The organism is Streptomyces sp. CA-251247 (genome assembly GCF_050952975.1).
Classification (GTDB): domain Bacteria; phylum Actinomycetota; class Actinomycetes; order Streptomycetales; family Streptomycetaceae; genus Streptomyces; species Streptomyces achmelvichensis.
Window position 1 is genome coordinate 1,277,250 of record NZ_CP191861.1, and the last position, 24,761, is coordinate 1,302,010.

Genomic DNA, 24,761 nt, shown 5'->3' on the forward strand with positions numbered 1-24,761 from the left:
CTCACGCCCGGAACACATGCCGGCGGATCGCGGCAGCGTTGGAGAAGATCCGGATACCGAGCACGACGACCACACCCGTGGAGAGCTGCGCGCCGACACCCAGCTTGTCGCCGAGGAAGACGATCAGTGCGGCGACCACGACGTTCGACAGGAAGGAGACGACGAAGACCTTGTCGACGAAGATGCCGTCCAGCATGGCCCGCAGACCACCGAACACGGCGTCCAGAGCGGCGACGACGGCGATCGGCAGATAGGGCTCGACCACCGCCGGCACTTCGGGCCGGACCAACAGTCCGACCACGACTCCCACGACGAGGCCCAGTACGGCGATCACGATGTGCCCTTCCCTGTGTCAGCCGTGTCCTGCCCGCTGCCCGTCCCGGCGTCGGCGGTGTTCGGCTCTGCTGTTCGTACGATCAAGCTCGGAGCAGCCGGAAGACGCACCGTGCTCTCGGTGGAGATGCTGGAACGGATCCCGAAGTTCTCCTGGAGCGCGTGCAGATACTGTCCGTCCGCACTGTCCTGGAACGCCGTGCTCAGCTTCTTCCCGTCCCCCACCGCGAGCACCGTGTACGGCGGAACCAGCGGCCTGTTGTCGACCAGTATGGCGTCGCCCGCGGCGCGGATGGCGGACAGGGCCGTCAGCCGCTGCCCGTTGATCGCCACCGCTTCGGCGCCGGACTCCCAGAGTCCGTTCACGACCCGCTGCATGTCGCGGTCCCGCACCCGGCCGGTGTCGTTGAAACCGCTGTCCTCCCGCGGCCCGTCACCACCCTGCTCGGTGCCCTTGGCATCGTCGACGACGAGCTTGACGCCCGGCCCCTCGACCTCGGTGGCCCCCGCGAGCAGGGCGACCAGATCACCCTGGTCGCCGCCCTGGGTCTTCAGAGCCTTGCGCTGACGGTCTCCGACGTCGTCACGGAGCTTGTCGACGCTGCGCTCCAGCGCGTCGGCGTCCGAGGTCTCCGCGTCGATGCGGTTGATGAGCTCCTCGCGCTCCTTGGCCACCACCGGTGCCGCTATCCGCGCATTCGCGGCTCCCACGGTCACGACCAGGGCGGCGAGCACGAGCCCGGCGGCCAGTCCCAGCTTGGCACGCAGCGTACGCGGCAGACCGCCGCCCTCGGCCGCCCGGCGGGCCGAGGCCTCCGCGTACCCGTCGTCCAGACTGTGCTCCATCACGTTCGTCAGCAGCGACATGGACGCATCGGGACGTGCCGGTGGAGAGCCGGTGCTCCGAACGGGGGGCTGCTGCGACATGCCGCACATCGTCGCACGTCGCAGCCGCTACCGCCGAATGGCCCCACCGGTGTGCCGGGAGCCGTCGCGCGACAACTCCCGGCACAGCGGTCACACGCTACTGACCTGCGCTGTCCACCACGGCGGACCACTCGTCGAGCAGAGCCTGCGCCGAAGCGTCATCGGGGCCTTCTGCCCACAAATGAGTGACAGCCTCGGCGGGATCCGGCAGCACCATGACCCAGCGGCCGTCCGTCTCCACGACACGCACGCCGTCGGTGGTGTCCACATGCCGGTCGCCGGCGGCCTCGACGACCCGGCGCATGACGAGCCCCTTCACCGCCCACGGCGTCGCGAGGTCGCGCTTGAGGACATGCGCCTTCGGGATCCGGGCGTCGATCTGGCTCAGCGTGAGCTGTGTACGGGCCACGAGGCCCACCAGCCGCACCAGAGCCGCCGAGCCGTCGAAGACACTGCTGAACTCCGGAATGATGAAGCCACCACGGCCGTCACCACCGAAGATCGTCGTCTCCTCGCGGCCGACCCGCGTCAGATCGTCGGGCGAGGTCGTCGTCCACTCCACCTGGGTGCCGTGGTACGCCGCCACCTGCTCGGCGATCCTCGTCGTGGTCACCGGCAGGGCCACCCGCCCGCTGCGCCTTTCCGCCGCGACGAGATCGAGCATCACCAGCAGTGCCCGGTCGTCCTCGATGATGCGGCCGCGCTCGTCCACGAGGGAAAGCCGCTCACCGACCGGGTCGAAGCGCACCCCGAAGGCCGCCCGCGCGGAGGCCACGATCTCGCCGAGGCGCACCATCCCGGACCGGCGTGTGTCGGCCGACTCGGTCGGCCTGGACTCGTCGAGACCGGGGTTGATCGTCAGCGCGTCCACACCCAGCCGACCCAGCAGGCTGGGAAGGACGAGTCCGGAGCTGCCGTTGGAGGCGTCGATGACGACCTTCAGGTTGGAGTCGGCGATCCCCGTGATGTCGACATTGCGCAGCAGCGACCCGGTGTACGAGTCGAAGACGCTGGCAGGGAAGTGCAGGTCGCCGATCTCACCGGGGAAGGCTCGCCGGTACTCCTGGCGTGCGTACACGCGGTCCAGCTTCCGCTGTCCGGCCTGCGAGAGGTCGGCACCACGCTCGTCGAAGAACATGATGTCGACGGAGTCCGGTACACCCGGCGACGTACGGATCATGATGCCGCCGGCGCTTCCGCGCGCCGTCTGCTGACGGGCGACGGGCAACGGCACGTTCTCCAGGTCGCGTACGTCGATGGCGCTCGCCTGAAGCGCCGAGATCACGGCGCGCTTGAGCGCACGGGCACCACGCGAGTGGTCACGTGCCGTCGTGACGGTGGACCCCTTCTTCAGGGTCGTCGCGTACGCACCGGCCAGCCGCACGGCCAGCTCCGGGGTGATCTCCACATTCAGGATGCCGGTGACACCTCTGGCGCCGAAGAGATGCGCCTGACCGCGGGACTCCCAGATGACCGAGGTGTTGACGAACGCACCGGCCTCGATGGTCTTGAACGGATAGACCCGCACATTGCCCTGAACGATCGATTCTTCACCGACGAGGCACTCGTCCCCGATGACCGCGCCGTCCTCGATCCTGGCGGCGCGCATGATGTCGGTGTTCTTACCGATCACACAGCCACGAAGATTGCAGTGCTCGCCGATGTAGACGTTGTCGTGGATGACGGCCTTGTGAAGGAACGCACCGCTCTTGACGACGACGTTGGACCCGATGACCGTGTGCTCGCGGATCTCCGCGCCGGCCTCGACCTTGGCGTAGTCGCCGATGAAGAGGGGACCGCGCAGAACGGCGTCCGGGTGCACCTCCGCGCCCTCCGCGACCCAGACGCCGGGCGAGATCTCGAAACCGTCGATGTCGACATCGACCTTGCCTTCGAGGACATCGGCCTGGGCCTTCACATAGCTCTCGTGCGTGCCCACGTCCTCCCAGTAGCCCTCGGCGATATAGCCGTAGATGGGCTTGCCTTCCTTCATGAGCTGCGGGAAGACATCGCCGGACCAGTCCACGGACACATCGGCCTCGACATAGTCGAAGACCTCGGGCTCCATCACATAGATACCCGTGTTCACCGTGTCCGAGAAAACCTGCCCCCAGGTCGGCTTCTCCAGGAAGCGCTCGACCTTTCCTTCCTCGTCCACGATGGTGATACCGAATTCCAGAGGATTCGGCACACGGGTCAGACACACCGTGACCATCGCGCCCTTCTCCTTGTGGAAGGCGATCAGGTCGGACAGATCGAAATCGGTGAGGGCGTCACCGGAAATGACGAGGAAGGCGTCGTCCTTCAGCGCTTCCTCGGCATTCTTCACACTCCCCGCGGTGCCGAGCGGCTTCTCCTCATTGGCATAGGTGAGCTCCATTCCGAGCTCTTCGCCATCACCGAAGTAGTTCCTTACCAGTGAAGCGAGAAACTGCACGGTTACGACGGTCTCATTGAGCCCATGCCGCTTGAGCAGCCGAAGCACATGCTCCATGATGGGGCGGTTTGCCACCGGCAGAAGCGGCTTGGGCATGCTCGAGGTCATGGGGCGAAGTCGCGTACCTTCGCCACCGGCCATCACGACGGCCTTCATGTCGGAAGCGTCCTCCTTGACGAGATGACGGTCTGGCCGACTCCACCCGTCCAAAGAGGCCCTCGTGGGTCATCCGCGGCCGGCAACGCTGCACGGCTCCGCATCGACGGGTCAATCGGCGACTGCGTCCGCCTTGACGAGGCGGCGGACCTGGACCACATACAGGATCCCTGCCCACCAATACAGAGTTGTACCCCATCCGGCGAAGGCCCATCCGAAAATAGCACCGAGTGACGCAAGCCACCCCGAGCCGTCACTGAGCAGCAGCAGCGGGAACGCGTACATGAGGTTGAAGGTGGCCGCCTTGCCCAGGAAGTTCACCTGAGGAGGCGGATAACCGTGCCGGCGGAGGATTCCCACCATCACCAGGAGCATCAGTTCCCGGGCCAAAAGCGCCGCGGTCAGCCACAGTGGCAGGATCTCGCGCCAGGTGAGGCCGACAAGGGTCGACAGGATGTACAGCCGGTCCGCAGCGGGGTCGAGAAGTCGCCCCAGACTGCTGATCTGGTTCCACCGCCGTGCGAGCTTCCCGTCGAGATAGTCGCTGACGCCGCTCAGCATCAGGACGAGCAAAGCCCAGCCGTCACTCTTGGGTCCGCCGAACTCGGGGCGGAGGATCAGCCAAAGGAAGAGCGGCACACCGGCAAGACGCGCCATGCTGAGGACGTTGGGGATGGTGAGTACCCGGTCCGTCTGAACGCGGGTCTCCTGGACCTCCACCCGGGGGCCTCCTGTGTGGAACGTGCCGACGATGCTCCCTGACCTTACCCTCAGCCCGGATGGCCGGATGCACAGGGGTGAGCGGCAGAAGTCCCGGAACGCAGAAAGGCCCCGCACCAGAGGTGCGGGGCCTTCTCACAATGATTGTTCGGCGGCGTCCTACTCTCCCACAGGGTCCCCCCTGCAGTACCATCGGCGCTGAAAGGCTTAGCTTCCGGGTTCGGAATGTAACCGGGCGTTTCCCTAACGCAATGACCACCGAAACACTATGAAGATATCGACCCGGAACCCACACAGACGGGGGTTCGACAGTTCGTTACTTCAGAACTAACACAGTGGACGCGAGCAACTGAGGACAAGCCCTCGGCCTATTAGTACCGGTCAACTCCACCCATTACTGGGCTTCCATATCCGGCCTATCAACCCAGTCGTCTACTGGGAGCCTTACCCTCTCAAGGAGGTGGGAATACTCATCTCGAAGCAGGCTTCCCGCTTAGATGCTTTCAGCGGTTATCCCTCCCGAACGTAGCCAACCAGCCATGCCCTTGGCAGGACAACTGGCACACCAGAGGTTCGTCCGTCCCGGTCCTCTCGTACTAGGGACAGCCCTTCTCAATATTCCTACGCGCACAGCGGATAGGGACCGAACTGTCTCACGACGTTCTAAACCCAGCTCGCGTACCGCTTTAATGGGCGAACAGCCCAACCCTTGGGACCGACTCCAGCCCCAGGATGCGACGAGCCGACATCGAGGTGCCAAACCATCCCGTCGATATGGACTCTTGGGGAAGATCAGCCTGTTATCCCCGGGGTACCTTTTATCCGTTGAGCGACGGCGCTTCCACAAGCCACCGCCGGATCACTAGTCCCGACTTTCGTCCCTGCTCGACCCGTCGGTCTCACAGTCAAGCTCCCTTGTGCACTTACACTCAACACCTGATTGCCAACCAGGCTGAGGGAACCTTTGGGCGCCTCCGTTACTTTTTGGGAGGCAACCGCCCCAGTTAAACTACCCATCAGACACTGTCCCTGATCCGGATCACGGACCCAGGTTAGACATCCAGCACGACCAGAGTGGTATTTCAACGATGACTCCACAACCACTGGCGTGGCCGCTTCACAGTCTCCCACCTATCCTACACAAGCCGAACCGAACACCAATATCAAACTGTAGTAAAGGTCCCGGGGTCTTTCCGTCCTGCTGCGCGAAACGAGCATCTTTACTCGTAGTGCAATTTCACCGGGCCTATGGTTGAGACAGTCGAGAAGTCGTTACGCCATTCGTGCAGGTCGGAACTTACCCGACAAGGAATTTCGCTACCTTAGGATGGTTATAGTTACCACCGCCGTTTACTGGCGCTTAAGTTCTCAGCTTCGCACGCCCGAAAGCGTACTAACCGGTCCCCTTAACGTTCCAGCACCGGGCAGGCGTCAGTCCGTATACATCGCCTTACGGCTTCGCACGGACCTGTGTTTTTAGTAAACAGTCGCTTCTCGCTGGTCTCTGCGGCCACCCCCAGCTCGAGGAGCAAGTCCTCTCACCAGTGATGGCCCCCCTTCTCCCGAAGTTACGGGGGCATTTTGCCGAGTTCCTTAACCATAGTTCACCCGAACGCCTCGGTATTCTCTACCTGACCACCTGAGTCGGTTTAGGGTACGGGCCGCCATGAAACTCGCTAGAGGCTTTTCTCGACAGCATAGGATCATCCACTTCACCACAATCGGCTCGGCATCAGGTCTCAGCCTTCATGTGTGACGGATTTGCCTATCACACGGCCTACACCCTTACCCCGGGACAACCACCGCCCGGGCTGGACTACCTTCCTGCGTCACCCCATCGCTTACCTACTACCACCTTGGATCGCCGGCTCCACCACTTTCCATTCCCCGAAGGGTCCGGAACGGCTTCACGGGCTTAGCATTAATGGGCTCGATATTGGGCGTTTCAAAGCGGGTACCGGAATATCAACCGGTTGTCCATCGACTACGCCTGTCGGCCTCGCCTTAGGTCCCGACTTACCCTGGGCAGATCAGCTTGACCCAGGAACCCTTAGTCAATCGGCGCACACGTTTCTCACGTGTGTATCGCTACTCATGCCTGCATTCTCACTCGTGAACCGTCCACCACTGCCTTCCGGCGCGGCTTCACCCGGCACACGACGCTCCCCTACCCATCCGTACTCCCGTTGGGGATATATGTACGAATGACACGACTTCGGCGGTACGCTTGAGCCCCGCTACATTGTCGGCGCGGAATCACTTGACCAGTGAGCTATTACGCACTCTTTCAAGGGTGGCTGCTTCTAAGCCAACCTCCTGGTTGTCTCTGCGACTCCACATCCTTTCCCACTTAGCGTACGCTTAGGGGCCTTAGTCGATGCTCTGGGCTGTTTCCCTCTCGACCATGGAGCTTATCCCCCACAGTCTCACTGCCGTGCTCTCACTTACCGGCATTCGGAGTTTGGCTAAGGTCAGTAACCCGGTAGGGCCCATCGCCTATCCAGTGCTCTACCTCCGGCAAGAAACACACGACGCTGCACCTAAATGCATTTCGGGGAGAACCAGCTATCACGGAGTTTGATTGGCCTTTCACCCCTAACCACAGGTCATCCCCCAGGTTTTCAACCCTGGTGGGTTCGGTCCTCCACGACCTCTTACAGCCGCTTCAACCTGCCCATGGCTAGATCACTCCGCTTCGGGTCTTGAGCGCGCTACTATGTCGCCCTATTCGGACTCGCTTTCGCTACGGCTTCCCCACACGGGTTAACCTCGCAACACACCGCAAACTCGCAGGCTCATTCTTCAAAAGGCACGCAGTCACGACGCAAGGAACAAGTTCCTTGCGCGACGCTCCCACGGCTTGTAGGCACACGGTTTCAGGTACTATTTCACTCCGCTCCCGCGGTACTTTTCACCATTCCCTCACGGTACTATCCGCTATCGGTCACCAGGGAATATTTAGGCTTAACGGGTGGTCCCGCCAGATTCACACGGGATTTCTCGGGCCCCGTGCTACTTGGGTGTCTCTTAAACGAGCCGCATGAATTTCAGCTACGGGGGTCTTACCCTCTACGCCGGACCTTTCGCATGTCCTTCGCCTATCCATACGGTTTCTGACTCGTCTCACCGCCGGCAGACGATGATAAAGAGATCCCACAACCCCGCATGCGCAACCCCTGCCGGGTATCACACGCATACGGTTTGGCCTCATCCGGTTTCGCTCGCCACTACTCCCGGAATCACGGTTGTTTTCTCTTCCTGAGGGTACTGAGATGTTTCACTTCCCCTCGTTCCCTCCACACTGCCTATGTGTTCAGCAGCGGGTGACAGCCCATGACGACTGCCGGGTTTCCCCATTCGGAAACCCCCGGATCAAAGCCTGGTTGACGACTCCCCGGGGACTATCGTGGCCTCCCACGTCCTTCATCGGTTCCTGGTGCCAAGGCATCCACCGTGCGCCCTTAAAAACTTGGCCACAGATGCTCGCGTCCACTGTGCAGTTCTCAAGCAACGACCAGCCACCCACCACCCCACCCAACAGGGCGAGTTCACTGGGGCCGGCATCGCGAAGGACGAGCTCACGCTCGCACCCTCAGACACCCAACAGCGCGCCCGGCACGACCAGCCTGGAGTCACGTTCCACACTCCGAAGAGCAGTACTAGTGATCCCTGCGGATCGTGCCGAATAGTCAACGTTCCACCCATGAGCTGACCACCGTCGAACATTTGCCGACGTAGTGGCTCTGGATCTCTTGCGAGATCTAGATGCTCCTTAGAAAGGAGGTGATCCAGCCGCACCTTCCGGTACGGCTACCTTGTTACGACTTCGTCCCAATCGCCAGTCCCACCTTCGACAGCTCCCTCCCACAAGGGGTTGGGCCACCGGCTTCGGGTGTTACCGACTTTCGTGACGTGACGGGCGGTGTGTACAAGGCCCGGGAACGTATTCACCGCAGCAATGCTGATCTGCGATTACTAGCAACTCCGACTTCATGGGGTCGAGTTGCAGACCCCAATCCGAACTGAGACCGGCTTTTTGAGATTCGCTCCGCCTCGCGGCATCGCAGCTCATTGTACCGGCCATTGTAGCACGTGTGCAGCCCAAGACATAAGGGGCATGATGACTTGACGTCGTCCCCACCTTCCTCCGAGTTGACCCCGGCAGTCTCCTGTGAGTCCCCATCACCCCGAAGGGCATGCTGGCAACACAGAACAAGGGTTGCGCTCGTTGCGGGACTTAACCCAACATCTCACGACACGAGCTGACGACAGCCATGCACCACCTGTCACCCGACCACAAGGGGGGCACCATCTCTGATGCTTTCCGGGCGATGTCAAGCCTTGGTAAGGTTCTTCGCGTTGCGTCGAATTAAGCCACATGCTCCGCTGCTTGTGCGGGCCCCCGTCAATTCCTTTGAGTTTTAGCCTTGCGGCCGTACTCCCCAGGCGGGGAACTTAATGCGTTAGCTGCGGCACCGACGACGTGGAATGTCGCCAACACCTAGTTCCCAACGTTTACGGCGTGGACTACCAGGGTATCTAATCCTGTTCGCTCCCCACGCTTTCGCTCCTCAGCGTCAGTAATGGCCCAGAGATCCGCCTTCGCCACCGGTGTTCCTCCTGATATCTGCGCATTTCACCGCTACACCAGGAATTCCGATCTCCCCTACCACACTCTAGCTAGCCCGTATCGAATGCAGACCCGGGGTTAAGCCCCGGGCTTTCACATCCGACGTGACAAGCCGCCTACGAGCTCTTTACGCCCAATAATTCCGGACAACGCTTGCGCCCTACGTATTACCGCGGCTGCTGGCACGTAGTTAGCCGGCGCTTCTTCTGCAGGTACCGTCACTTTCGCTTCTTCCCTGCTGAAAGAGGTTTACAACCCGAAGGCCGTCATCCCTCACGCGGCGTCGCTGCATCAGGCTTTCGCCCATTGTGCAATATTCCCCACTGCTGCCTCCCGTAGGAGTCTGGGCCGTGTCTCAGTCCCAGTGTGGCCGGTCGCCCTCTCAGGCCGGCTACCCGTCGTCGCCTTGGTAGGCCATCACCCCACCAACAAGCTGATAGGCCGCGGGCTCATCCTTCACCGCCGGAGCTTTCAACCCCTCCCCATGCAGGAAGGAGTGTTATCCGGTATTAGACCCCGTTTCCAGGGCTTGTCCCAGAGTGAAGGGCAGATTGCCCACGTGTTACTCACCCGTTCGCCACTAATCCACCCCGAAAGGCTTCATCGTTCGACTTGCATGTGTTAAGCACGCCGCCAGCGTTCGTCCTGAGCCAGGATCAAACTCTCCATGAATGTTTTCCCGTAATCGGGATGAACACCACAAGAGCGGAACAGTCGATCGGAATAAGACCGACTGTTCACAGCGTCCTCGCTGTGTCATTGCCTACCGGTCCACAAAGGGGCCGGCAGGACTTTCAAAGGAACCTCGCCATCCGAAGATGGACGGGGTATCAACATATCTGGCGTTGACTTTTGGCACGCTGTTGAGTTCTCAAGGAACGGACGCTTCCTTTGGGCCTTCTTCAAGGTCCTCCGGGCGCTTCCCTTCGGTGTTTCCAAACCTTATCAGGCTTTTTCGGTCTCCCTGACCATCCGCCCTGCGGACATGCAGAGGTTTAGACCAGTTAGGATCTCGGCTTGATAGGCGCTGCCGACCCCCGACTCACTGTCGCGTTGGGGCCAGGCAGGGGTACGACAGTACCTGTCGCCAGGAGGCGAGGCAAATCGTTTCCGGTGCACCCCTAGGTCCGCCAACTGGTAGCTCTCGTGCGGAACTAGGACTTCTCATGACTTACCCTTCTGAACAGTGCGCCGTCCTCGACAGGCAGTGACGGCGCAGTAACGAATCTCCGCCCCTGGGAGGCTCCATGACCACAGTGACGTCCCCTCTTTCCGGACGTGCCATCGGACTCTCGGCGGTGCCGGATCCGGTGTTCTCCGGTGCCATGGTCGGTCCGGGTACCGCCATCGACCCCGTGCGTGAGCCCTCCGAGGCGGTCGCACCCGTCGACGGCATCGTTGTCTCCCTCCACCCCCACGCCTTCGTCGTCGTCGACGAAGAGGGACACGGTGTGCTGACACACCTGGGCATCGACACCGTCCAGCTCAACGGCGAGGGCTTCGAGCTGCTCGTCAACAAGGGCGACACCGTTCGCCGGGGACAGCCCGTGGTGCGCTGGAACCCGTCGGCCGTCGAAGAGGCCGGCAAGTCCGCCATCTGTCCGGTCGTGGCGCTCGAGGCCACGGCCGACTCCCTCTCCGGACTCCGTGAGGACGGCGACGTGAAGTCCGGGGACACCCTCTTCACCTGGCAGTGACGCCGACGCCGTGATGACGGCGAGTTGCACATCCAAACGCGGCGGCACAGGCCGTCGCTCAATCGGAGACGGTGAAATGGAGACAACGCTGCGAGGCGTCGGCGTGAGCCACGGGGTGGCGATCGGCGAAGTACGGCACATGGGTACGGCGGTGCTGGAGCCGCCGGCGAAGCAGATCCCGGCACAGGACGCGGAGCGCGAACAGGGGCGCGCCCGCAAGGCCGTGGAGGCTGTGGCCGCTGACCTGATCGCTCGGGGCAATCTGGCAGGTGGTGAAGCCCAGCACGTGCTCGAGGCGCAGGCGATGATGGCGCAGGACCCCGAGTTGATGGCCGATGTGGAGCGGCGCATCGCTGTCGGGAGCACGGCCGAGCGCGGGGTGTACGACGCGTTCGCCTCGTACCGGGCGCTGCTCGCGGGTGCCGGTGAGTATCTGGCCGGCCGCGTGGCCGACCTGGACGACGTACGGAACCGGATCGTGGCGCGACTGCTCGGTGTGCCGATGCCCGGTGTGCCCGACAGCGACGAGCCGTATGTCCTGATCGCCCGGGACCTCGCGCCGGCGGACACGGCGCTGCTCGACCCGGCGCTGGTGCTCGGGTTCGTGACCGAGGAGGGCGGGCCGACAAGTCACAGCGCGATCCTGGCGCGGGCGCTCGGTGTGCCGGCCGTGGTGGCGCTGCCCGGGGCGGGCGAGTTGGCCGAGGGCACGGTCATCGCCGTCGATGGCAGCACCGGTGAGGTCTTCGTCGAGCCCAGCGAAGAGAAGCGCACGCAGATGGAGCGGGCGGCCGCGGAGCGGAAGGCCGCTCTGTCCGCGTCGACCGGACCGGGTGCGACGTCGGACGGGCACAAGGTGCCGCTGCTGGCGAATGTCGGCGGTCCGGCGGATGTCCCGGCGGCGGTGGAGGCCGGTGCCGAGGGCGTCGGTCTGTTCCGTACGGAGTTCCTGTTCCTGGACGACAGCAAGCAGGCGCCGTCCGAGGAGAAGCAGGTCGAGGCGTACCGCGCGGTGCTGGAGGCGTTCCCCGAGGGCCGCGTGGTCGTGCGGGTGCTGGACGCGGGCGCGGACAAGCCGCTCGACTTCCTGACGCCGGCGGACGAGCCGAATCCGGCGCTGGGTGTGCGCGGGCTGCGCAGTCTGCTGGATCACCCCGAGGTGCTGCGGACCCAGCTGACGGCGCTGTCGAAGGCCGTTGAGGGTCTGCCCGTGTATCTCGAGGTCATGGCGCCGATGGTGGCGGACCGTACGGACGCGAAGGCGTTCGCGGACGCGTGCCGCGAGGCGGGGCTGCGGGCGAAGTTCGGCGCGATGGTGGAGATTCCGTCCGCCGCTCTGCGGGCGCGCTCGATTCTCCAGGAGGTGGAGTTCCTGTCGCTGGGCACCAACGACCTGGCGCAGTACACCTTCGCCGCCGACCGTCAGGTGGGTGCGGTGTCCCGGCTTCAGGACCCGTGGCAGCCGGCACTGCTCGACCTGGTGGCGCTGTCGGCCGAGGCCGCGCGGGCCGAGGGCAAGAGCTGTGGTGTGTGCGGTGAGGCTGCCTCCGATCCGCTGCTCGCCTGTGTGCTCACCGGTCTGGGAGTGACGTCGCTGTCCATGGGCGCCGCGTCGATTCCCTACGTCCGCTCGACGCTGGCGAAGTACACGCTCGCGCAGTGCGAGCGGGCCGCGGCCGCGGCGCGTGCCGCGGACACCGCCGAGGAGGCGCGCCTGGCGGCGCAGGCGGTGCTCTCCGGCGAGTAGCCGCGGGAACGGATCGGTCGAGGGGCTCCTGCCGGTGACGGCGGGAGCCCCTTCGCCGTTCAGTGCTGGGCTTCCGGGTCGTCGGTCGTGACGGGGAAGCCGGCGCAGTACTCCACGCCCGGTTCGGGTGACAGGGGCTCGCCCGTGTCCGCGTCCGTGCAGTACGCGCTGAACACCTCGCCCGCGGTCAGCGGGAGGAGGCGGCCCTCGTGCAGCTGCCAGCCGCAAAGGCGGTCCGGTGCGTCGGGTGTGCTGGTGCGCAGCACCAGGCCTCCTGGGCTTTCCAGGGCGATGGCGGTCGCTAGGACGGCGACGAACTCGGCGCCCTCGGCCGCGTCCAGTTCGGCGGCCCGCGCTGCCGTGGTCGCGTTGCCTTCCGCGTGCAGGACGGCCAGGAGCTGTTCGTCCCGGGCGGGGACGCTGCACACGAGGTGGTGTCTGCCCTCTCCGGCCCCTTCGAGCAGGCGCATCAGAAGACGGGACGCGCGGTCGAAGGCCGACCGGCCGACGTCCTGGCCGCAGTCGGCGCACTCTCCGAGGTCGGCGAGGAGCAGGGTCGCGTACTCCCAGGTGGCCTGGCGGACCGCCTTGTCGATGAGCTCGGGCAGCAGGCTGTCGAGTGGCTGTCCGGCGTAGGTGACGGTACTGCCGCGGGTGGTGATCGCCGCGGTGTAGCTGCTGCGGCTGGTGGGTGTGTCGGGGTCGAGGCCGTGCTCGGAGCAGTACTCCGCGAAGTCCTCCGGGTCGAACAGGGCGACGGTGGTGTGCAGTTGACGGCTTGCGAGCGTCTTGAGCAGCCCGTCGAGCTGCTGGAGGTAGTCCCGGTGGTCATCGAACGGGAAGGTGCGGTACCCGCGCATCGCGTCGAAGTCGTACGCGTCGGTCAGCACCCCGACGGTGCCGGCTACTTCTCGGCGCAGGGTGCGCCTGAGGGTGGTGCTGGTCGTGGGACGGCCCCCCGAGGGCCGCGGTCCGGTACGGCCCTTGCGCCTCGATCGCCCGGCCTGTTTGCGGGCTGCCTTGTCGTGCGTCATTTCTCCCCCTGACGGTTGTCGACTGGTCGTGACTCACCGTAACGAGCAGCACTGACAACGCCGCAGCGGAGCACGCCGGCAGACGCCGGGACAGGCGGCCGGCCTCGGTGTTCGCCGGGTCATGGGCGGTCCCGAGGCCGGACGGGAGGCGGCGGCGGTCAGGGACGGCTGCGGGCGAGCTCCTCGTAGAACGTCAGCAGTTCCAGATTGTCGACCGAGCCGGGGTTGACCGCCTTGGCGAGGGCCGTGCCCTGGAGCAGACGCTTGACGGGGACCTCGATGCGCTTGCCGGTCAGGGTGTGCGGGACGCCGGGCACCTCGATGATGTCGTCGGGGACGTGCCGCGGGGAGAGCTGCTCGCGGATCGTCCGCGTGATGCGGGCGCGCAGGTCGTCGTCGAGCGTGGCACCGTCGGCGAGGTGGACGAACAGCGGCATCCAGTAGCCGCCGTCGGGCTCCTCCAGGCCGATGACCAGGGATTCGCGGATCTCCGGGAGGCGTTCGACCGCTTCGTAGATGTCGGCGGACCCCATGCGTACTCCCTGACGGTTCAGGGTGGAGTCGGAGCGACCGTGGATGACGACGGAGCCGCGGTCGGTGATGGTGATCCAGTCACCGTGCCGCCAGACGCCGGGGAACATCTCGAAGTAGCTGTCGCGGTAGCGGCTTCCGTCGGGGTCGTTCCAGAAGCGGATGGGCATCGACGGCATCGGGTTGGTGACGACCAGTTCGCCGACCTCGCCGATGACCGGCTTGCCGTGCGGGTCCCAGGACTGGAGGTCGGTGCCGAGACAGGCGGCCTGGAGCTCACCGATGTGGACGGGCAGGGTGGGGACGGCGCCCGCGAAGCAGCTGCAGACGTCGGTGCCGCCGCTGACGGAGGCGATCCAGAGGTCGTCCGCCACCTCGTCGTGCAGCCAGCGGAAACCGTCCGGCGGGAGCGGGGATCCGGTGGTGGCGACGCAGGCGATGCGGGACAGATCATGGTCGCGGGACGGGCGGACGCCGGCCTTGCGGCAGGCCATGACGTACGCGGCGGAGGTTCCGAAGAAGGTGGCCTCGGTGCGTTCGGCGATGCCCCACTGGGCTCCGGTGCCCGGATAGCCGGGGCTGCCGTCGTACAGGATCACCGTCGTGCCGGTGAGCAGGCCGGAGACGAGGAAGTTCCACATCATCCAGCCGGTGGAGGTGTACCAGAAGAACCGGTCCTCCGGGCCGAGGTCGCAGTGCAGTCCCAGCTGCTTGAGGTGCTCCAGCAGGATGCCGCCCTGGGACTGGACGATCGCCTTGGGCAGGCCGGTGGTGCCGGAGGAGTACAGCACCCACAGCGGGTGGTCGAAGGGGACCTGCTCGAACGCGGGCTCGGTGTCGCCGGAGGTGACGGCGGACCAGTCGACTGCGCCGTCGGGAGCCTCGGTGCCGAGGAGGGGGATGTGGACCACGGCGCGCAGCGTGGGCAGTTCGGCGCGCAGTTCGGCGACGGTCTCCCTGCGGTCGTGCTCCTTGCCGCCGTAGCGGTAGCCGTCGACGGTGAACAGGACGACGGGCTCGACCTGCTGGAAGCGGTCGAGCACGCTGCGGGCGCCGAAGTCGGGGGCGCAGGAGGTCCACACGGCGCCGACGGCGGCGGTGGCGAGCAGTGCCGTGACGGCCTGCGGGATGTTGGGGAGGTAGCCGCTGATCCGGTCCCCGGGGCGCACGCCGAGTGCGCGCAGTTCGGCGGCGAGGGCGCCTACCTGGCGGCGCAGCTCGGCCCAGCTGACCGGAGTCGGCTCATGTGTTTCGTCCACATGGAGCAGGGCCGGATCATGGGGGCGTTCCTCGGCGGCACGCAGGGCGTGTTCCGCGTAGTTGAGCGTGGCGCCGGGGAACCACCGGGCGCCGGGCATGGCCGGATCGGCGAGCACGCGCTCGTAGGGGGTGGAGAACCGGACGTCGAACCAGTCGGCGACCGCGCGCCAGAACGTTTCGAGCTCGTCGACCGACCAGCGGTGCAGCGCCGCGTATCCGCCCTGCTCCGGGGCTCCGTAGTGCTCGGCGGCCCAGCTCTGGAAGCGGGTGATCCTCGCGGCGGCGATACGTTCGGCGTCCGGCTGCCACAGGGGGGCAGGGTTCGCTGCTGAGGTCATGAGGCGGCTCCCGGCTGGCTCTACGCGGTGTCTGCGTGGTCACGCGCACGTGCGGGGTGTGCGCGTAACGCGGCTGACACGGACGATGCCATGTGATCGTCTTTCGCACCAGGGCTCGCCACCCATGGTCGGGCCGGGGAATATGTGGTCCCACCATGGGTGAACGGGAGTTGAACAAACCTCCCGTACGCCCCGCCGGATGGCAGGCTGAGCTGCATGGACGGACGTGGTCTGGTGCGCTCGGTGCGGAACTTCGGAACGGTGCAGGGGTTGCGCGCGGTGCGCTCGGCCTGGCGGCAGCGGCGTACCGACGCGCGGGAACTGCCGGCGAGGGGTGCGGAGCGTGCCAGGGTGCCCGGTCCGGTGGCCGGTGCGGAGCCGCTGCCGGGAGGCGGGATCGTCCGGTTCGCCCGTTCCGAGCTGCGGATCTGCGTCACCGCGGGCGGTGCCGTCTTCTATGGATGGGACGGCGCGGAACCGGAGCCGTCGTACGCGTTGGACGGAGCGCCGCCCGAGCCGGATCCGAGAGCCTCGCTGGAGCCCGACAAGGACGGCGGCTGGCGGGTGGTGTCGGAGCGCGTGACCGTCGAGGTGTCCCGGAACGGGGCGGTGGAGATCCGTACTCCCGGTGGTGTGGCCCTGCGCCGCGATCTTCCGCCGCGCTGGTGGGAGCCGGTGCACGGCGGTCCGGCGCGCTGGGTGCAGCGGACGGAAGTGGCGGCGGACGCCCGCTTCTTCGGGCTCGGCGGCCGGGCGTCGGGGCCGCGGCTGCGGGACGGCACCTACCGTCTGTGGAACACCGACCCGGGGGGTTCCTTCGGCCCCGGCGACGATCCGCTCTACGTCACCATGCCGGTGCAGCTGGTCGTGGCGGACGCCGGCACCCATCTGGCTTTCCACGACAACTCCTGGGACGGCCGCGTCACGCTGCGCGAGGGCGAGGAGGGCGCGGGGTCCGGGCACGACCGGCCGGGCACCAGCGAGGTGCGGATGGACGGCGGTCCGTTGCGCTGCTGGGTCGCGGTCGGTACCCCCGCCCGCGTACTGAGCTGCTGGGCCCGCCTCACGGGCGCACCCGCCGTGCCGCCCTCGTGGGCGCTCGGGCCGCAGCACGCCCGCTGGGGTTTCGGCAGTGAGCGGGAGGTGCGGCGGATCGCGGCGGGCTATCGGGACCGGGATCTGCCCCTGTCCGCGATCCATCTCGACATCGACCACTACGACGCCCGCCAGGTCTTCACTGTCGACCGCGAGCGGTTCCCCGATCTGCCCGGGCTGGCGAAGGACCTGCGCGAGGACGGGGTGCGGCTCGTCTCGATCGTCGATCCCGCGGTGAAGGCCGAGCCGGGGAACGCGCTGTACGCCAGCGGGCTGGCGGCGGATGTGTTCGTCAAGGACCGCCGGGGCGACGAGGTGCACGGTGTGGTCTGGCCCGGCGACTGCGTCTATCCCGACTTCACTGATCCGCGGGCCCGGCGCTGGTGGGGCGAGCAGTACGAGGAGCGTCTGGCACAGGGCTTCTCGGGGGTGTGGCACGACATGAACGAACCGGTCTCCTTCACCCCGTTCGGCGACATGACCCTGCCGCGGTCGGCCCGGCACGCGCTCGACGGGCAGGGCGGCGACCACCGGGAGGCCCACAATCTGTACGGGCTCACCATGGCCCGCGCCGGATACGAGGGGCTGCGGCAGCTGCGCCCGGCGGAGCGGCCGTTCCTCTTCTCGCGCTCCGGCTGGGCGGGGATGCAGAGGTACGGCGGGACCTGGTCCGGCGATGTCTCCACGGGGTGGCCGGGGCTACGGGCCTCGCTCTCGCTGGTGCTGGGACTCGGGCTGTGCGGAGTGCCGTACTCGGGGCCGGACATCGGCGGGTTCGACGGCGCTCCCTCGCCCGAGCTGTATCTGCGCTGGTTCCAGCTGGGCGCGTATCTGCCGCTGTTCCGTACGCATGCGGCGATCGACGCCGGACGCAGGGAGCCGTGGGAGTTCGGACCCGCCGTCCTCGCCCACGCGAAGGCGGCGCTGGAGGAACGCGAGCGCCTGCATCCCTACTTCGTCACGCTCGCGCAGCTGGCGCGGCTGACGGGGGCGCCGTATGTGCGACCCCTGTGGTGGGACTCCCCCGAGGACAGGACGCTGCGCGACTGCGAGGACACGTTCCTGCTCGGCGACGCGCTGCTCGTCGCTCCGGTGCTGGAGCGGGGGGCCGACCGCCGTGCGGTGCGGTTGCCGCGCGGCCGCTGGTACGACACGGCGACCGGCCGGGCGTACGACGGCCCCGGGCAGGTGCTGGTCGAGGCGCCGCTGTCACGCGTCCCCGTCCTGGCGCGGGGCGGCTCGGTGATTCCGGTACGGGGTGGGGACGGCAGTACGGAGCTGGAGGTGTGGGCCCCCGCGGTGGGCCGCCGCGGCGGTGGTCTGGTGGTCCCGGACTCCGGCGACGGCTTCGAGGCCACGGAGGTGGAGCGCTACACGACCCGGCTGGTGGACGGCCGGGTGGTCGTGAAGCAGATCAACGGGGAGGGCTCGGGTCCGCCGCGGTGGCGGGTACGGGTGAGGGGGCTGGGGGCGAAGGGGTAGGGGCCGGGCCGGGTGGGCGGCCGGCCGCGCCCCGCAGGCCGGCTCGCGGCCCTCGTGGCCGCAGCGCCCATCGGTCGGCCCGGGTCGTACGGGTCAGCCGGAACGGGTCAGCCCGCGCGCATGATCAGCCGTAGACGCCGTCGAACCAGTTCTTGGCCGCCGTCGTGTGCAGCGGGAACGTCAGCTCCTCCTTGGTGCGCAGCAGATGCCAGCCCTCGGTCTCGTCGGTCGCCTCCGACGGCGGGAGATCCGCCGCCGCCCGCTCCGGCAGCAGGCCGAACAGCAGCAGATGGCCCCCGGGCGCGCTCATGGCGTCGGCCAGGCGTACCTCGTCGCGGGCCGCTTCGATGCCCGTCTCCTCCTTCAGTTCGCGGACGAGGGCCTGTTGCCAGTCCTCGCCGAAGTCGATGAATCCGCCGGGCAGCGCGATGCCGCCGCGCCGGGGTTCGACGGTCCGGGTGATGACGACGAGTCCCGTGCCGTCCGCGTCCCGGACCGGGAGCAGGGCGACAGCCACGGGGAGCGGATTGCGGTAGGCGATGTCGCCGCACGCGGGGCAGGTGCGGGGCCAGCCGGTGGCGGGGCCGTACGGCGCACCGCAGTTGCCGCAGTAGGAGTCCTTGGGCACGCGCGGACTGTATCCGATCACCTTTCCCATGAGGGCCGGAACTGATAGACGGTGTGCCCATGACACGACGTGCTTCCGCTCTCCGCACCCTGCTCGCGACCGGTGCCGCCCTCGTCTCCCTCGCCGCTGCCACCGCTCCCTCCGCACAGGCCGACCCGGAGCCCACGGCTCCGAAGGAGTTCGTGGCCCTGCGGTCGGTGGACCCGACGATCATTCAGGAGATGCGCTACACCACCGCGCACAACTTCGTGGGCGAGCGGATCGACGGATACCGGCAGCCGTTGTGCATTCTCACGCGGCCGGCCGCCAAGGCCCTGCGCCAGGCGCAGCGGCAACTCCTGCGCCGGGGCTATTCGCTGAAGGTGTACGACTGTTATCGGCCCCAGCGGGCTGTCGACCACTTCGTGGAGTGGGCGAAGGATCTGGACGACGAGGCGATGAAAAAGGAGTTCTATCCCCACGTCGACAAGTCGAGGCTGTTCGAGGACGGCTATATCGCGGAGAAGTCAGGGCACAGTCGCGGGAGTACGGTCGATCTCACCGTCGTGAAGCTGCCGGCGCGCCCCACCAGGCCGTATGTGCCGGGCGAGCCCCTTGTCCCCTGTCATGCCCCGGCGTCCGAGCGGTTCCCGGACAATTCCGTGGACATGGGGACCGGGTACGACTGCTTCGACACGCTGTCGCACACCGAGGACCCGCGCATTCAGGGCGAGCAGCGCGCGAACCGGCACCTGCTGAAGTCGACGTTGAGCGGTCTCGGCTTTGTGAACCTGGCCGAGGAGTGGTGGCACTTCACCTACAAGCCCGAACTCTTCCCGGCCACGTATTTCGACTTCCCCGTCGCCCGGAGGTCGGTCGCCGGTCACTGAGCCGAGCCGAGCCGTCCGGGCGCTGACCCGTCCGGGCGCGGGCGGCGTGCGAACGGACCGGCCGGGACCACCCCCGTAGGCTCCGGCCGGTCCGTTCACTGCTATCCGACGCACGGGAGCCGTTTCCGGTTCTCCTCCCAGGGATTACGGTGCGGACATGGCAGAGCAGACCTTTGACTCGTACGAGGAATTCTGGCCCTACTACGTCGCCATGCACTCCAGGGCGGCGACCCGGTGGGTGCATCTGACCGGGACGCTGACGGGGCTGGCGGTGACCGTCTACGGGCTGGCCCGCGGGCGGAAGCGATATGCGGCGGCGCTCCCGCTGATCGGCTACGGCACGGCCTGGCCGGCGCACTTCTTCATCGAGAAGAACAACCCGGCCACCTTCGGGCATCCCGCCTGGTCGCTGCGCGGTGACGTCCAGATGATCAGGATGATGCTGGCGGGCCGGGACGCGGAGCTGGCCGAGATCGCCGCCAAGTGGCTCGCCGAGAACCGCTAGGTCGTGGCACACTTCTGACGTTCCGTCAGATTGTCGTGCCGGGGAGGACCCTTGACGCGCACGCCCGTGGTCGCCGGATGGTTCACGCACGACAGCGGTGAGGAGGACTTCCGGCTGCTCGGCACCCGGTGCACGGCATGCTCGTCGGTCTTCTTCCCCCGCGAGGACGCCTTCTGCCGCAATCCCGCCTGCTCGGGCGGGGAGTTGGCAGAGGTGCCGCTCTCCAAGCGGGGGCGGGTGTGGTCGTACACCGACGGCCGCTACCGGCCGCCCGCGCCCTACGTCTCCGATCCCGGGACGGAGTGGGAGCCCTACACCCTCGTCGCCGTCGAACTCGCCGCCGAGCGCATGGTCGTCCTCGGACAGGCCGTGCCAGAGGTCTCCGTCGCGGACCTCGCGGTCGGCATGGAGGTCGAGGTCGTGCCCGGTGTGCTCGACGAGGGCGCGGGGACGGACACCGTTCTGACGACCTGGCACTGGCGGCCCGTGGCGGTGTCGTCATGACCGGCGATGTGGCGGTTCTCGGGGCGGGCATGCATCCCTGGGGCAAGTGGGGACACAGCTTCGTGCAGTACGGGACGGTGGCCGCGAGGGCCGCCCTTGCCGACGCCGAAATCGCCTGGCCGCAGATCCGGTCGGTGGTCGGCGCGAACAGCGTGCGCTGCGGTTATCCCGGCTATGTGGCGGGGGCGACGTTCGCGCAGGCCCTGGGCTGGCAGGGGGCCCGTGTGACCAGTGTGTACGCCGCCTGCGCCTCGGGAGCGCAGGCCGTCGACGCGGCTCGTACGCAGATCCTCGCGGGGATGGCCGACGTCGTGCTGGTGGTCGGCGCGGACTCGGCCCCCAAGGGCTTCTTCGCACCCGCCGGCGGCGATCGCCCCGACGACCCGGACTGGCTCCGCTTCCGGGTGCTCGGTGCGACCAATCCCGCCTACTTCGGGCTCTACGCCCGGCGGCGCATGGCCGTACTCGGCGACACCCCCGAGGACTTCGCCCTGGTCAAGGTCAAGAACGCCTCGGCGGGAGCCCTCAACCCCAACGCCCGCTACCGCAAGCCCGTTTCGGCCGAGGAAGTGGCCGCCTCCCCCGTGGTCGCCGACCCGCTCCGGCTGCTCGACATCTGCGCGACGTCGGACGGTGCGGCCGCGCTGGTCCTGTCGAGCATGGACTTCGCGCGCCGGCACGGGGCGGCCGACCCCGTTCGTATCCGCGCGGTCTCCACGGTCACCCCCGCCTACCCGAGGACCGTGCTCGATCTGCCCGACATCGCGACCGACTCGGCCGTGGCGGTGGAGCCGTCGCCGCACTCGTTCCGGGCGTCCATCGCCGCGGCGGCGTACGAAGAGGCGGGCATCGGGCCGGAGGACCTGTCGCTGGCGGAGGTGTACGACCTCTCCACGGCCTTGGAGCTGGAGTGGTACGAGGACATCGGGCTGTGCGGCGCCGGCGAGGGCGCCAAACTCGTACGGGAGGGGGCGACGGCGCTCGGCGGACGCGTCCCGGTCAACGTCAGCGGCGGGCTCGCGTCCTTCGGCGAGGCGGTGCCCGCCCAGGCCATCGCCCAGATCTGTGAGCTGACCTGGCAGTTGCGGGGCACGGCCGGGCAGCGCCAGGTGCCCGGAGCGCGTACCGGAATCACCGCGAACCAGGGGCTGTTCGGGCACGGGTCGGCGGTCGTCGCCGTCCGCTGAGGCGCTGTACGTATCCCGGAGAGGCGTCAATTTCCGCCCCGGGAGCCGCCCTTGCTGTCCACCACCTTGACGCCCCTACACGGTCGGTGAACACTGCCTGTTCGTCGGCATCGCCGCAATTCGGCACGCTCACCACGCTCGTCACGGACGCCGGGCGGGGGCGAGATCTCCCTGCCTCCGGCTCCCCCAGCCATGGAAGTCCATGGCACGCACCCTGCACGGAGGACCGGGGCCGGGCCCCGGGCGAGGGCCTAGGAGCCGCCATGAGCAATGGGGACATTTTCCTCGGTGAGGTCATCGGCACCGCGATACTCATCCTGTTCGGCGCGGGAGTCTGCGCCGCCGTCACCCTCCACCACTCCAAGGCCAAGGCCGCCGGCTGGATCGTCATCGCCTTCGGCTGGGGTTTCGGAGTGCTGGCGGGTGCGTACACCGCCGCTCCCCTGTCGGGCGGCCACCTCAACCCCGCGGTGACGCTCGGCGTGGCCGTCGACACCGGGGAGTGGGGCAAGGTTCCGCTCTACATCCTGGCGCAGATGGTCGGCGCGGTCCTCGGAGCCGTACTGGCCTACCTCGTCTACTTCGCGCAGTTCCGGGCCAACGCCGAGGAGGACAAGGCTCAGCCGACGCTCGGGATCTTCTCGACCGGCCCCGAGGTCCGCAGCCCGGTCGCCAACACCATGACCGAGGTCATCGCGACCACCGCGCTGGTGCTGCCGATCCTCGCCTTCGGCAAGAACGACGGCATCGGCATCGGCCAGATCCCCGGGCAGGACGCTGGCATCTACGGATCCGGCATCTCGATCCTGCTGGTGTCCCTGCTGGTCGTCGGCATCGGTCTCTCGCTCGGCGGGCCGACCGGCTACGCCATCAACCCCGCGCGCGACCTGGGACCTCGGCTGACCCACGCCGTCCTGCCGATCCCCAACAAGGGCTCATCCGACTGGGGTTACGCCTGGGTGCCGGTGGTCGGGCCGGTGATCGGCGGGCTGTTGGCCGGCCTCATCTTCAACGCAGCCTTCTAGGCCTCCGGGCCGCATCGACAAGGGGACGTCATGACGGACAAGTTCGTCGCCGCAATCGACCAGGGCACCACGTCCAGCCGCTGCATCATCTTCAACCAGGACGGTGCCATCGTCGCCGTCGACCAGCGCGAGCACCGTCAGATCTTCCCCAAGCCGGGCTGGGTGGAGCACGACGCGACCGAGATCTGGTCCAAGGTGCAGGCGGTGGTCGCGGGTGCGATCGCCAAGGCCGGGCTGCGGGCCGACCAGCTCAGCGCTCTCGGCATCACCAATCAGCGCGAGACGACGGTCCTGTGGGACCGCGCGACCGGCAAGCCGGTCCACAACGCGATCGTGTGGCAGGACACCCGCACGTCCGCCCTGTGCCACGAACTGGGCGCCACGGACGGTCAGGACCGCTTCCGGGACGCGACCGGGCTGCCGCTCGCCAGCTACTTCTCCGGTCCCAAGGCGGCCTGGCTGCTGGACAACGTACCCGGGCTGCGCAGCCGAGCCGAGCGCGGCGAGATCGCCTTCGGCACCATCGACTCCTGGCTGATCTGGAACCTCACCGGCGGCACGGAGGGCGGCGTCCACGCCACGGACGTGACCAACGCGTCCCGCACCATGCTGATGAACCTGCAGACCCTCCAGTGGGACAGCTCGATCCTCGCGGCCATGAACGTGCCCGAGTCCGTCCTTCCGGAGATCCGGTCGTCCTCGGAGGTCTACGGGACCGCCGTCGGCCAGCTGGCCGGGGTGCCGGTCGCCTCAGCTCTCGGCGACCAGCAGGCCGCGATCTTCGGCCAGGCCTGCTACGACACGGGAACGGCCAAGAACACCTACGGCACCGGCAGCTTCCTGCTGCTGAACACCGGCAACCGTCCCGTGCCGTCCAAGAGCGGGCTCATCACCACCCTGGGCTACAAGATCGGTGACGAGAACCCGGTGTACTGCCTGGAGGGCTCGATCGCGATCACGGGCGCGCTGGTGCAGTGGTTCCGCGACCAACTGGGCATCATCCGCAGCGCCGACGAGATCGAGACGCTGGCGGCGAGTGTGGACGACAACGGCGGGGCCTACATCGTGCCCGCCTTCTCCGGCCTCTTCGCCCCGTACTGGCGCTCCGACGCCCGTGGTGTGATCACCGGTCTGACGAGGTATGTCACCAAGGCACATCTGGCGCGCGCGGTGCTGGAGGCGACCAGTTGGCAGACGCGTGAGGTCGTGGACGCGATGTACCAGGACTCCGGGGTGCAGATCACGACCCTGAAGGTGGACGGCGGCATGACGGCGAACAATCTGCTGATGCAGCATCAGGCCGACGTCCTGGGCGTGCCGGTGATCCGGCCGAAGGTGTCCGAGACGACGTGCCTGGGCGCCGCCTACGCGGCCGGTCTCGCCACCGGCGTCTGGGCGGACCTCGACGAGCTGAAGACCCACTGGCAGCGCGATGTGGAGTGGTCGCCGCGGATGGAGGCCCCGGTTCGTGAACGCGAGTACGCGAACTGGCGCAAGGCGGTGGAGCGGAGTTTCGGCTGGGAGGACGACGGCGGCCGGTCCTGAGGCCCCCGGCCCCGGCTGCCGCGGGTCGCTCCGCGGCCGCGCACAAGCCCACGGCCCGTACCCCAGTCGGTGGGGGTACGGGCCGTGCTTCTCGCTACCGGGCGTGCTCCT

General features: G+C 67.1%; 16 protein-coding genes and 3 rRNA genes. 9 read left to right on the forward strand and 10 right to left on the reverse strand.

Annotated elements, in window-relative coordinates; genetic code table 11:
- Nucleotide 1: 1 nt before the first annotated feature.
- The 7 genes from ACQPWZ_RS05540 to ACQPWZ_RS05570 form a co-directional block, all read right to left on the reverse strand.
- The gene (locus tag ACQPWZ_RS05540; RefSeq protein ID WP_003970459.1) at nucleotides 2-334 is read right to left on the reverse strand and encodes a small basic family protein; all 333 of its coding nucleotides are present in this window, start codon (nucleotides 332-334) and stop codon (nucleotides 2-4) included.
- Nucleotides 331-1,260: a DUF881 domain-containing protein gene (locus ACQPWZ_RS05545; protein WP_356704628.1), complete on the reverse strand. Its 930-nt coding sequence runs from the start codon at nucleotides 1,258-1,260 to the stop codon at nucleotides 331-333. The genes ACQPWZ_RS05540 and ACQPWZ_RS05545 overlap by 4 nt, the downstream gene beginning before the upstream one ends.
- Nucleotides 1,261-1,357: 97 nt before the next feature.
- The gene (locus ACQPWZ_RS05550; protein WP_340472001.1) at nucleotides 1,358-3,853 is read right to left on the reverse strand and encodes a mannose-1-phosphate guanyltransferase; all 2,496 of its coding nucleotides are present in this window, start codon (nucleotides 3,851-3,853) and stop codon (nucleotides 1,358-1,360) included.
- A gap of 111 nt (nucleotides 3,854-3,964) precedes the next feature.
- Nucleotides 3,965-4,573 carry a CDP-alcohol phosphatidyltransferase family protein gene (locus tag ACQPWZ_RS05555; RefSeq protein WP_313947568.1) on the reverse strand — a complete coding sequence of 203 codons (609 nt, stop codon included), beginning with the start codon at nucleotides 4,571-4,573 and terminating at the stop codon, nucleotides 3,965-3,967.
- A gap of 146 nt (nucleotides 4,574-4,719) precedes the next feature.
- Nucleotides 4,720-4,836, reverse strand: a 5S ribosomal RNA gene (gene rrf / locus ACQPWZ_RS05560).
- 88 nt (nucleotides 4,837-4,924) lie between these two features.
- Nucleotides 4,925-8,048: ribosomal RNA gene (locus tag ACQPWZ_RS05565) — 23S ribosomal RNA — on the reverse strand.
- Between the two features lie 301 nt (nucleotides 8,049-8,349).
- A 16S ribosomal RNA gene (locus tag ACQPWZ_RS05570) occupies nucleotides 8,350-9,875 on the reverse strand.
- Together the 16S, 23S and 5S rRNA genes form the textbook arrangement of a ribosomal RNA operon.
- 575 nt (nucleotides 9,876-10,450) lie before the next feature.
- Here ACQPWZ_RS05570 and ACQPWZ_RS05575 point away from each other — a divergent pair.
- Nucleotides 10,451-10,900, forward strand: coding sequence for a PTS sugar transporter subunit IIA (locus ACQPWZ_RS05575; protein WP_433570811.1), 450 nt, complete (start codon nucleotides 10,451-10,453; stop codon nucleotides 10,898-10,900).
- 76 nt (nucleotides 10,901-10,976) lie between these two features.
- Nucleotides 10,977-12,647: a phosphoenolpyruvate--protein phosphotransferase gene (gene ptsP, locus ACQPWZ_RS05580; RefSeq protein ID WP_340472003.1), complete on the forward strand. Its 1,671-nt coding sequence runs from the start codon at nucleotides 10,977-10,979 to the stop codon at nucleotides 12,645-12,647.
- 59 nt (nucleotides 12,648-12,706) lie between these two features.
- Here the strand turns inward: ptsP and ACQPWZ_RS05585 are convergent, their stop codons facing one another.
- Entirely contained in the window at nucleotides 12,707-13,681 is a 975-nt protein-coding gene (locus tag ACQPWZ_RS05585; protein WP_433570812.1) for a hypothetical protein, read from the reverse strand.
- Nucleotides 13,682-13,839: 158 nt separating this feature from the next.
- The gene (locus ACQPWZ_RS05590; RefSeq protein ID WP_433570813.1) at nucleotides 13,840-15,810 is read right to left on the reverse strand and encodes an acetoacetate--CoA ligase; all 1,971 of its coding nucleotides are present in this window, start codon (nucleotides 15,808-15,810) and stop codon (nucleotides 13,840-13,842) included.
- 216 nt (nucleotides 15,811-16,026) lie between these two features.
- Here ACQPWZ_RS05590 and ACQPWZ_RS05595 point away from each other — a divergent pair, with 216 nt between their 5' ends.
- On the forward strand, nucleotides 16,027-18,387 hold the full coding sequence (locus ACQPWZ_RS05595; protein WP_433570814.1) for a glycoside hydrolase family 31 protein: 2,361 nt from the start codon (nucleotides 16,027-16,029) through the stop codon (nucleotides 18,385-18,387).
- A gap of 124 nt (nucleotides 18,388-18,511) precedes the next feature.
- On the opposite strand, the gene ACQPWZ_RS05600 is transcribed toward ACQPWZ_RS05595, so the two are convergent.
- A complete protein-coding gene (locus ACQPWZ_RS05600) occupies nucleotides 18,512-19,045 on the reverse strand; it encodes an NUDIX domain-containing protein (protein WP_433570815.1) in 534 nt (177 codons plus the stop codon).
- Between the two features lie 29 nt (nucleotides 19,046-19,074).
- Between ACQPWZ_RS05600 and ACQPWZ_RS05605 the strand changes: the two genes are divergently transcribed.
- The 6 genes from ACQPWZ_RS05605 to glpK all read left to right on the forward strand — a co-directional run bounded on the left by ACQPWZ_RS05605 (nucleotide 19,075) and on the right by glpK (nucleotide 24,650).
- Nucleotides 19,075-19,884, forward strand: a complete 810-nt coding sequence (locus ACQPWZ_RS05605; protein ID WP_433570816.1) for a M15 family metallopeptidase — start codon at nucleotides 19,075-19,077, stop codon at nucleotides 19,882-19,884.
- Nucleotides 19,885-20,041: 157 nt separating this feature from the next.
- Complete coding sequence (locus tag ACQPWZ_RS05610) at nucleotides 20,042-20,389, forward strand: DUF962 domain-containing protein (protein ID WP_356704525.1); 348 nt, start codon at nucleotides 20,042-20,044, stop codon at nucleotides 20,387-20,389.
- A 66-nt stretch (nucleotides 20,390-20,455) separates the two neighbouring features.
- Complete coding sequence (locus tag ACQPWZ_RS05615; RefSeq protein WP_340477746.1) at nucleotides 20,456-20,893, forward strand: Zn-ribbon domain-containing OB-fold protein; 438 nt, start codon at nucleotides 20,456-20,458, stop codon at nucleotides 20,891-20,893.
- A complete protein-coding gene (locus ACQPWZ_RS05620) occupies nucleotides 20,890-22,080 on the forward strand; it encodes a lipid-transfer protein (protein ID WP_433570817.1) in 1,191 nt (396 codons plus the stop codon). Before ACQPWZ_RS05615 ends, ACQPWZ_RS05620 begins: the two co-directional genes overlap by 4 nt.
- 263 nt (nucleotides 22,081-22,343) lie before the next feature.
- Nucleotides 22,344-23,105, forward strand: coding sequence for an MIP/aquaporin family protein (locus ACQPWZ_RS05625; protein WP_433570818.1), 762 nt, complete (start codon nucleotides 22,344-22,346; stop codon nucleotides 23,103-23,105).
- Between the two features lie 30 nt (nucleotides 23,106-23,135).
- The gene (gene glpK / locus ACQPWZ_RS05630; RefSeq protein WP_356704527.1) at nucleotides 23,136-24,650 is read left to right on the forward strand and encodes a glycerol kinase GlpK; all 1,515 of its coding nucleotides are present in this window, start codon (nucleotides 23,136-23,138) and stop codon (nucleotides 24,648-24,650) included.
- Nucleotides 24,651-24,761: the final 111 nt, after the last annotated feature.

Coding starts and splice junctions, on each gene's coding strand:
- ACQPWZ_RS05545 (WP_356704628.1), bottom strand. CDS start 1,260: ATGTCGCAGCAGCCCCCCGTTCGGAGCACCGGCTCTCCACCGGCACGT.
- ACQPWZ_RS05550 (WP_340472001.1), bottom strand. CDS start 3,853: ATGAAGGCCGTCGTGATGGCCGGTGGCGAAGGTACGCGACTTCGCCCC.
- ACQPWZ_RS05575 (WP_433570811.1), top strand. CDS start 10,451: ATGACCACAGTGACGTCCCCTCTTTCCGGACGTGCCATCGGACTCTCG.
- ptsP (WP_340472003.1), top strand. CDS start 10,977: ATGGAGACAACGCTGCGAGGCGTCGGCGTGAGCCACGGGGTGGCGATC.
- ACQPWZ_RS05585 (WP_433570812.1), bottom strand. CDS start 13,681: ATGACGCACGACAAGGCAGCCCGCAAACAGGCCGGGCGATCGAGGCGC.
- ACQPWZ_RS05590 (WP_433570813.1), bottom strand. CDS start 15,810: ATGACCTCAGCAGCGAACCCTGCCCCCCTGTGGCAGCCGGACGCCGAA.
- ACQPWZ_RS05595 (WP_433570814.1), top strand. CDS start 16,027: ATGGACGGACGTGGTCTGGTGCGCTCGGTGCGGAACTTCGGAACGGTG.
- ACQPWZ_RS05600 (WP_433570815.1), bottom strand. CDS start 19,045: ATGGGAAAGGTGATCGGATACAGTCCGCGCGTGCCCAAGGACTCCTAC.
- ACQPWZ_RS05605 (WP_433570816.1), top strand. CDS start 19,075: ATGACACGACGTGCTTCCGCTCTCCGCACCCTGCTCGCGACCGGTGCC.
- ACQPWZ_RS05610 (WP_356704525.1), top strand. CDS start 20,042: ATGGCAGAGCAGACCTTTGACTCGTACGAGGAATTCTGGCCCTACTAC.
- ACQPWZ_RS05620 (WP_433570817.1), top strand. CDS start 20,890: ATGACCGGCGATGTGGCGGTTCTCGGGGCGGGCATGCATCCCTGGGGC.
- ACQPWZ_RS05625 (WP_433570818.1), top strand. CDS start 22,344: ATGAGCAATGGGGACATTTTCCTCGGTGAGGTCATCGGCACCGCGATA.
- glpK (WP_356704527.1), top strand. CDS start 23,136: ATGACGGACAAGTTCGTCGCCGCAATCGACCAGGGCACCACGTCCAGC.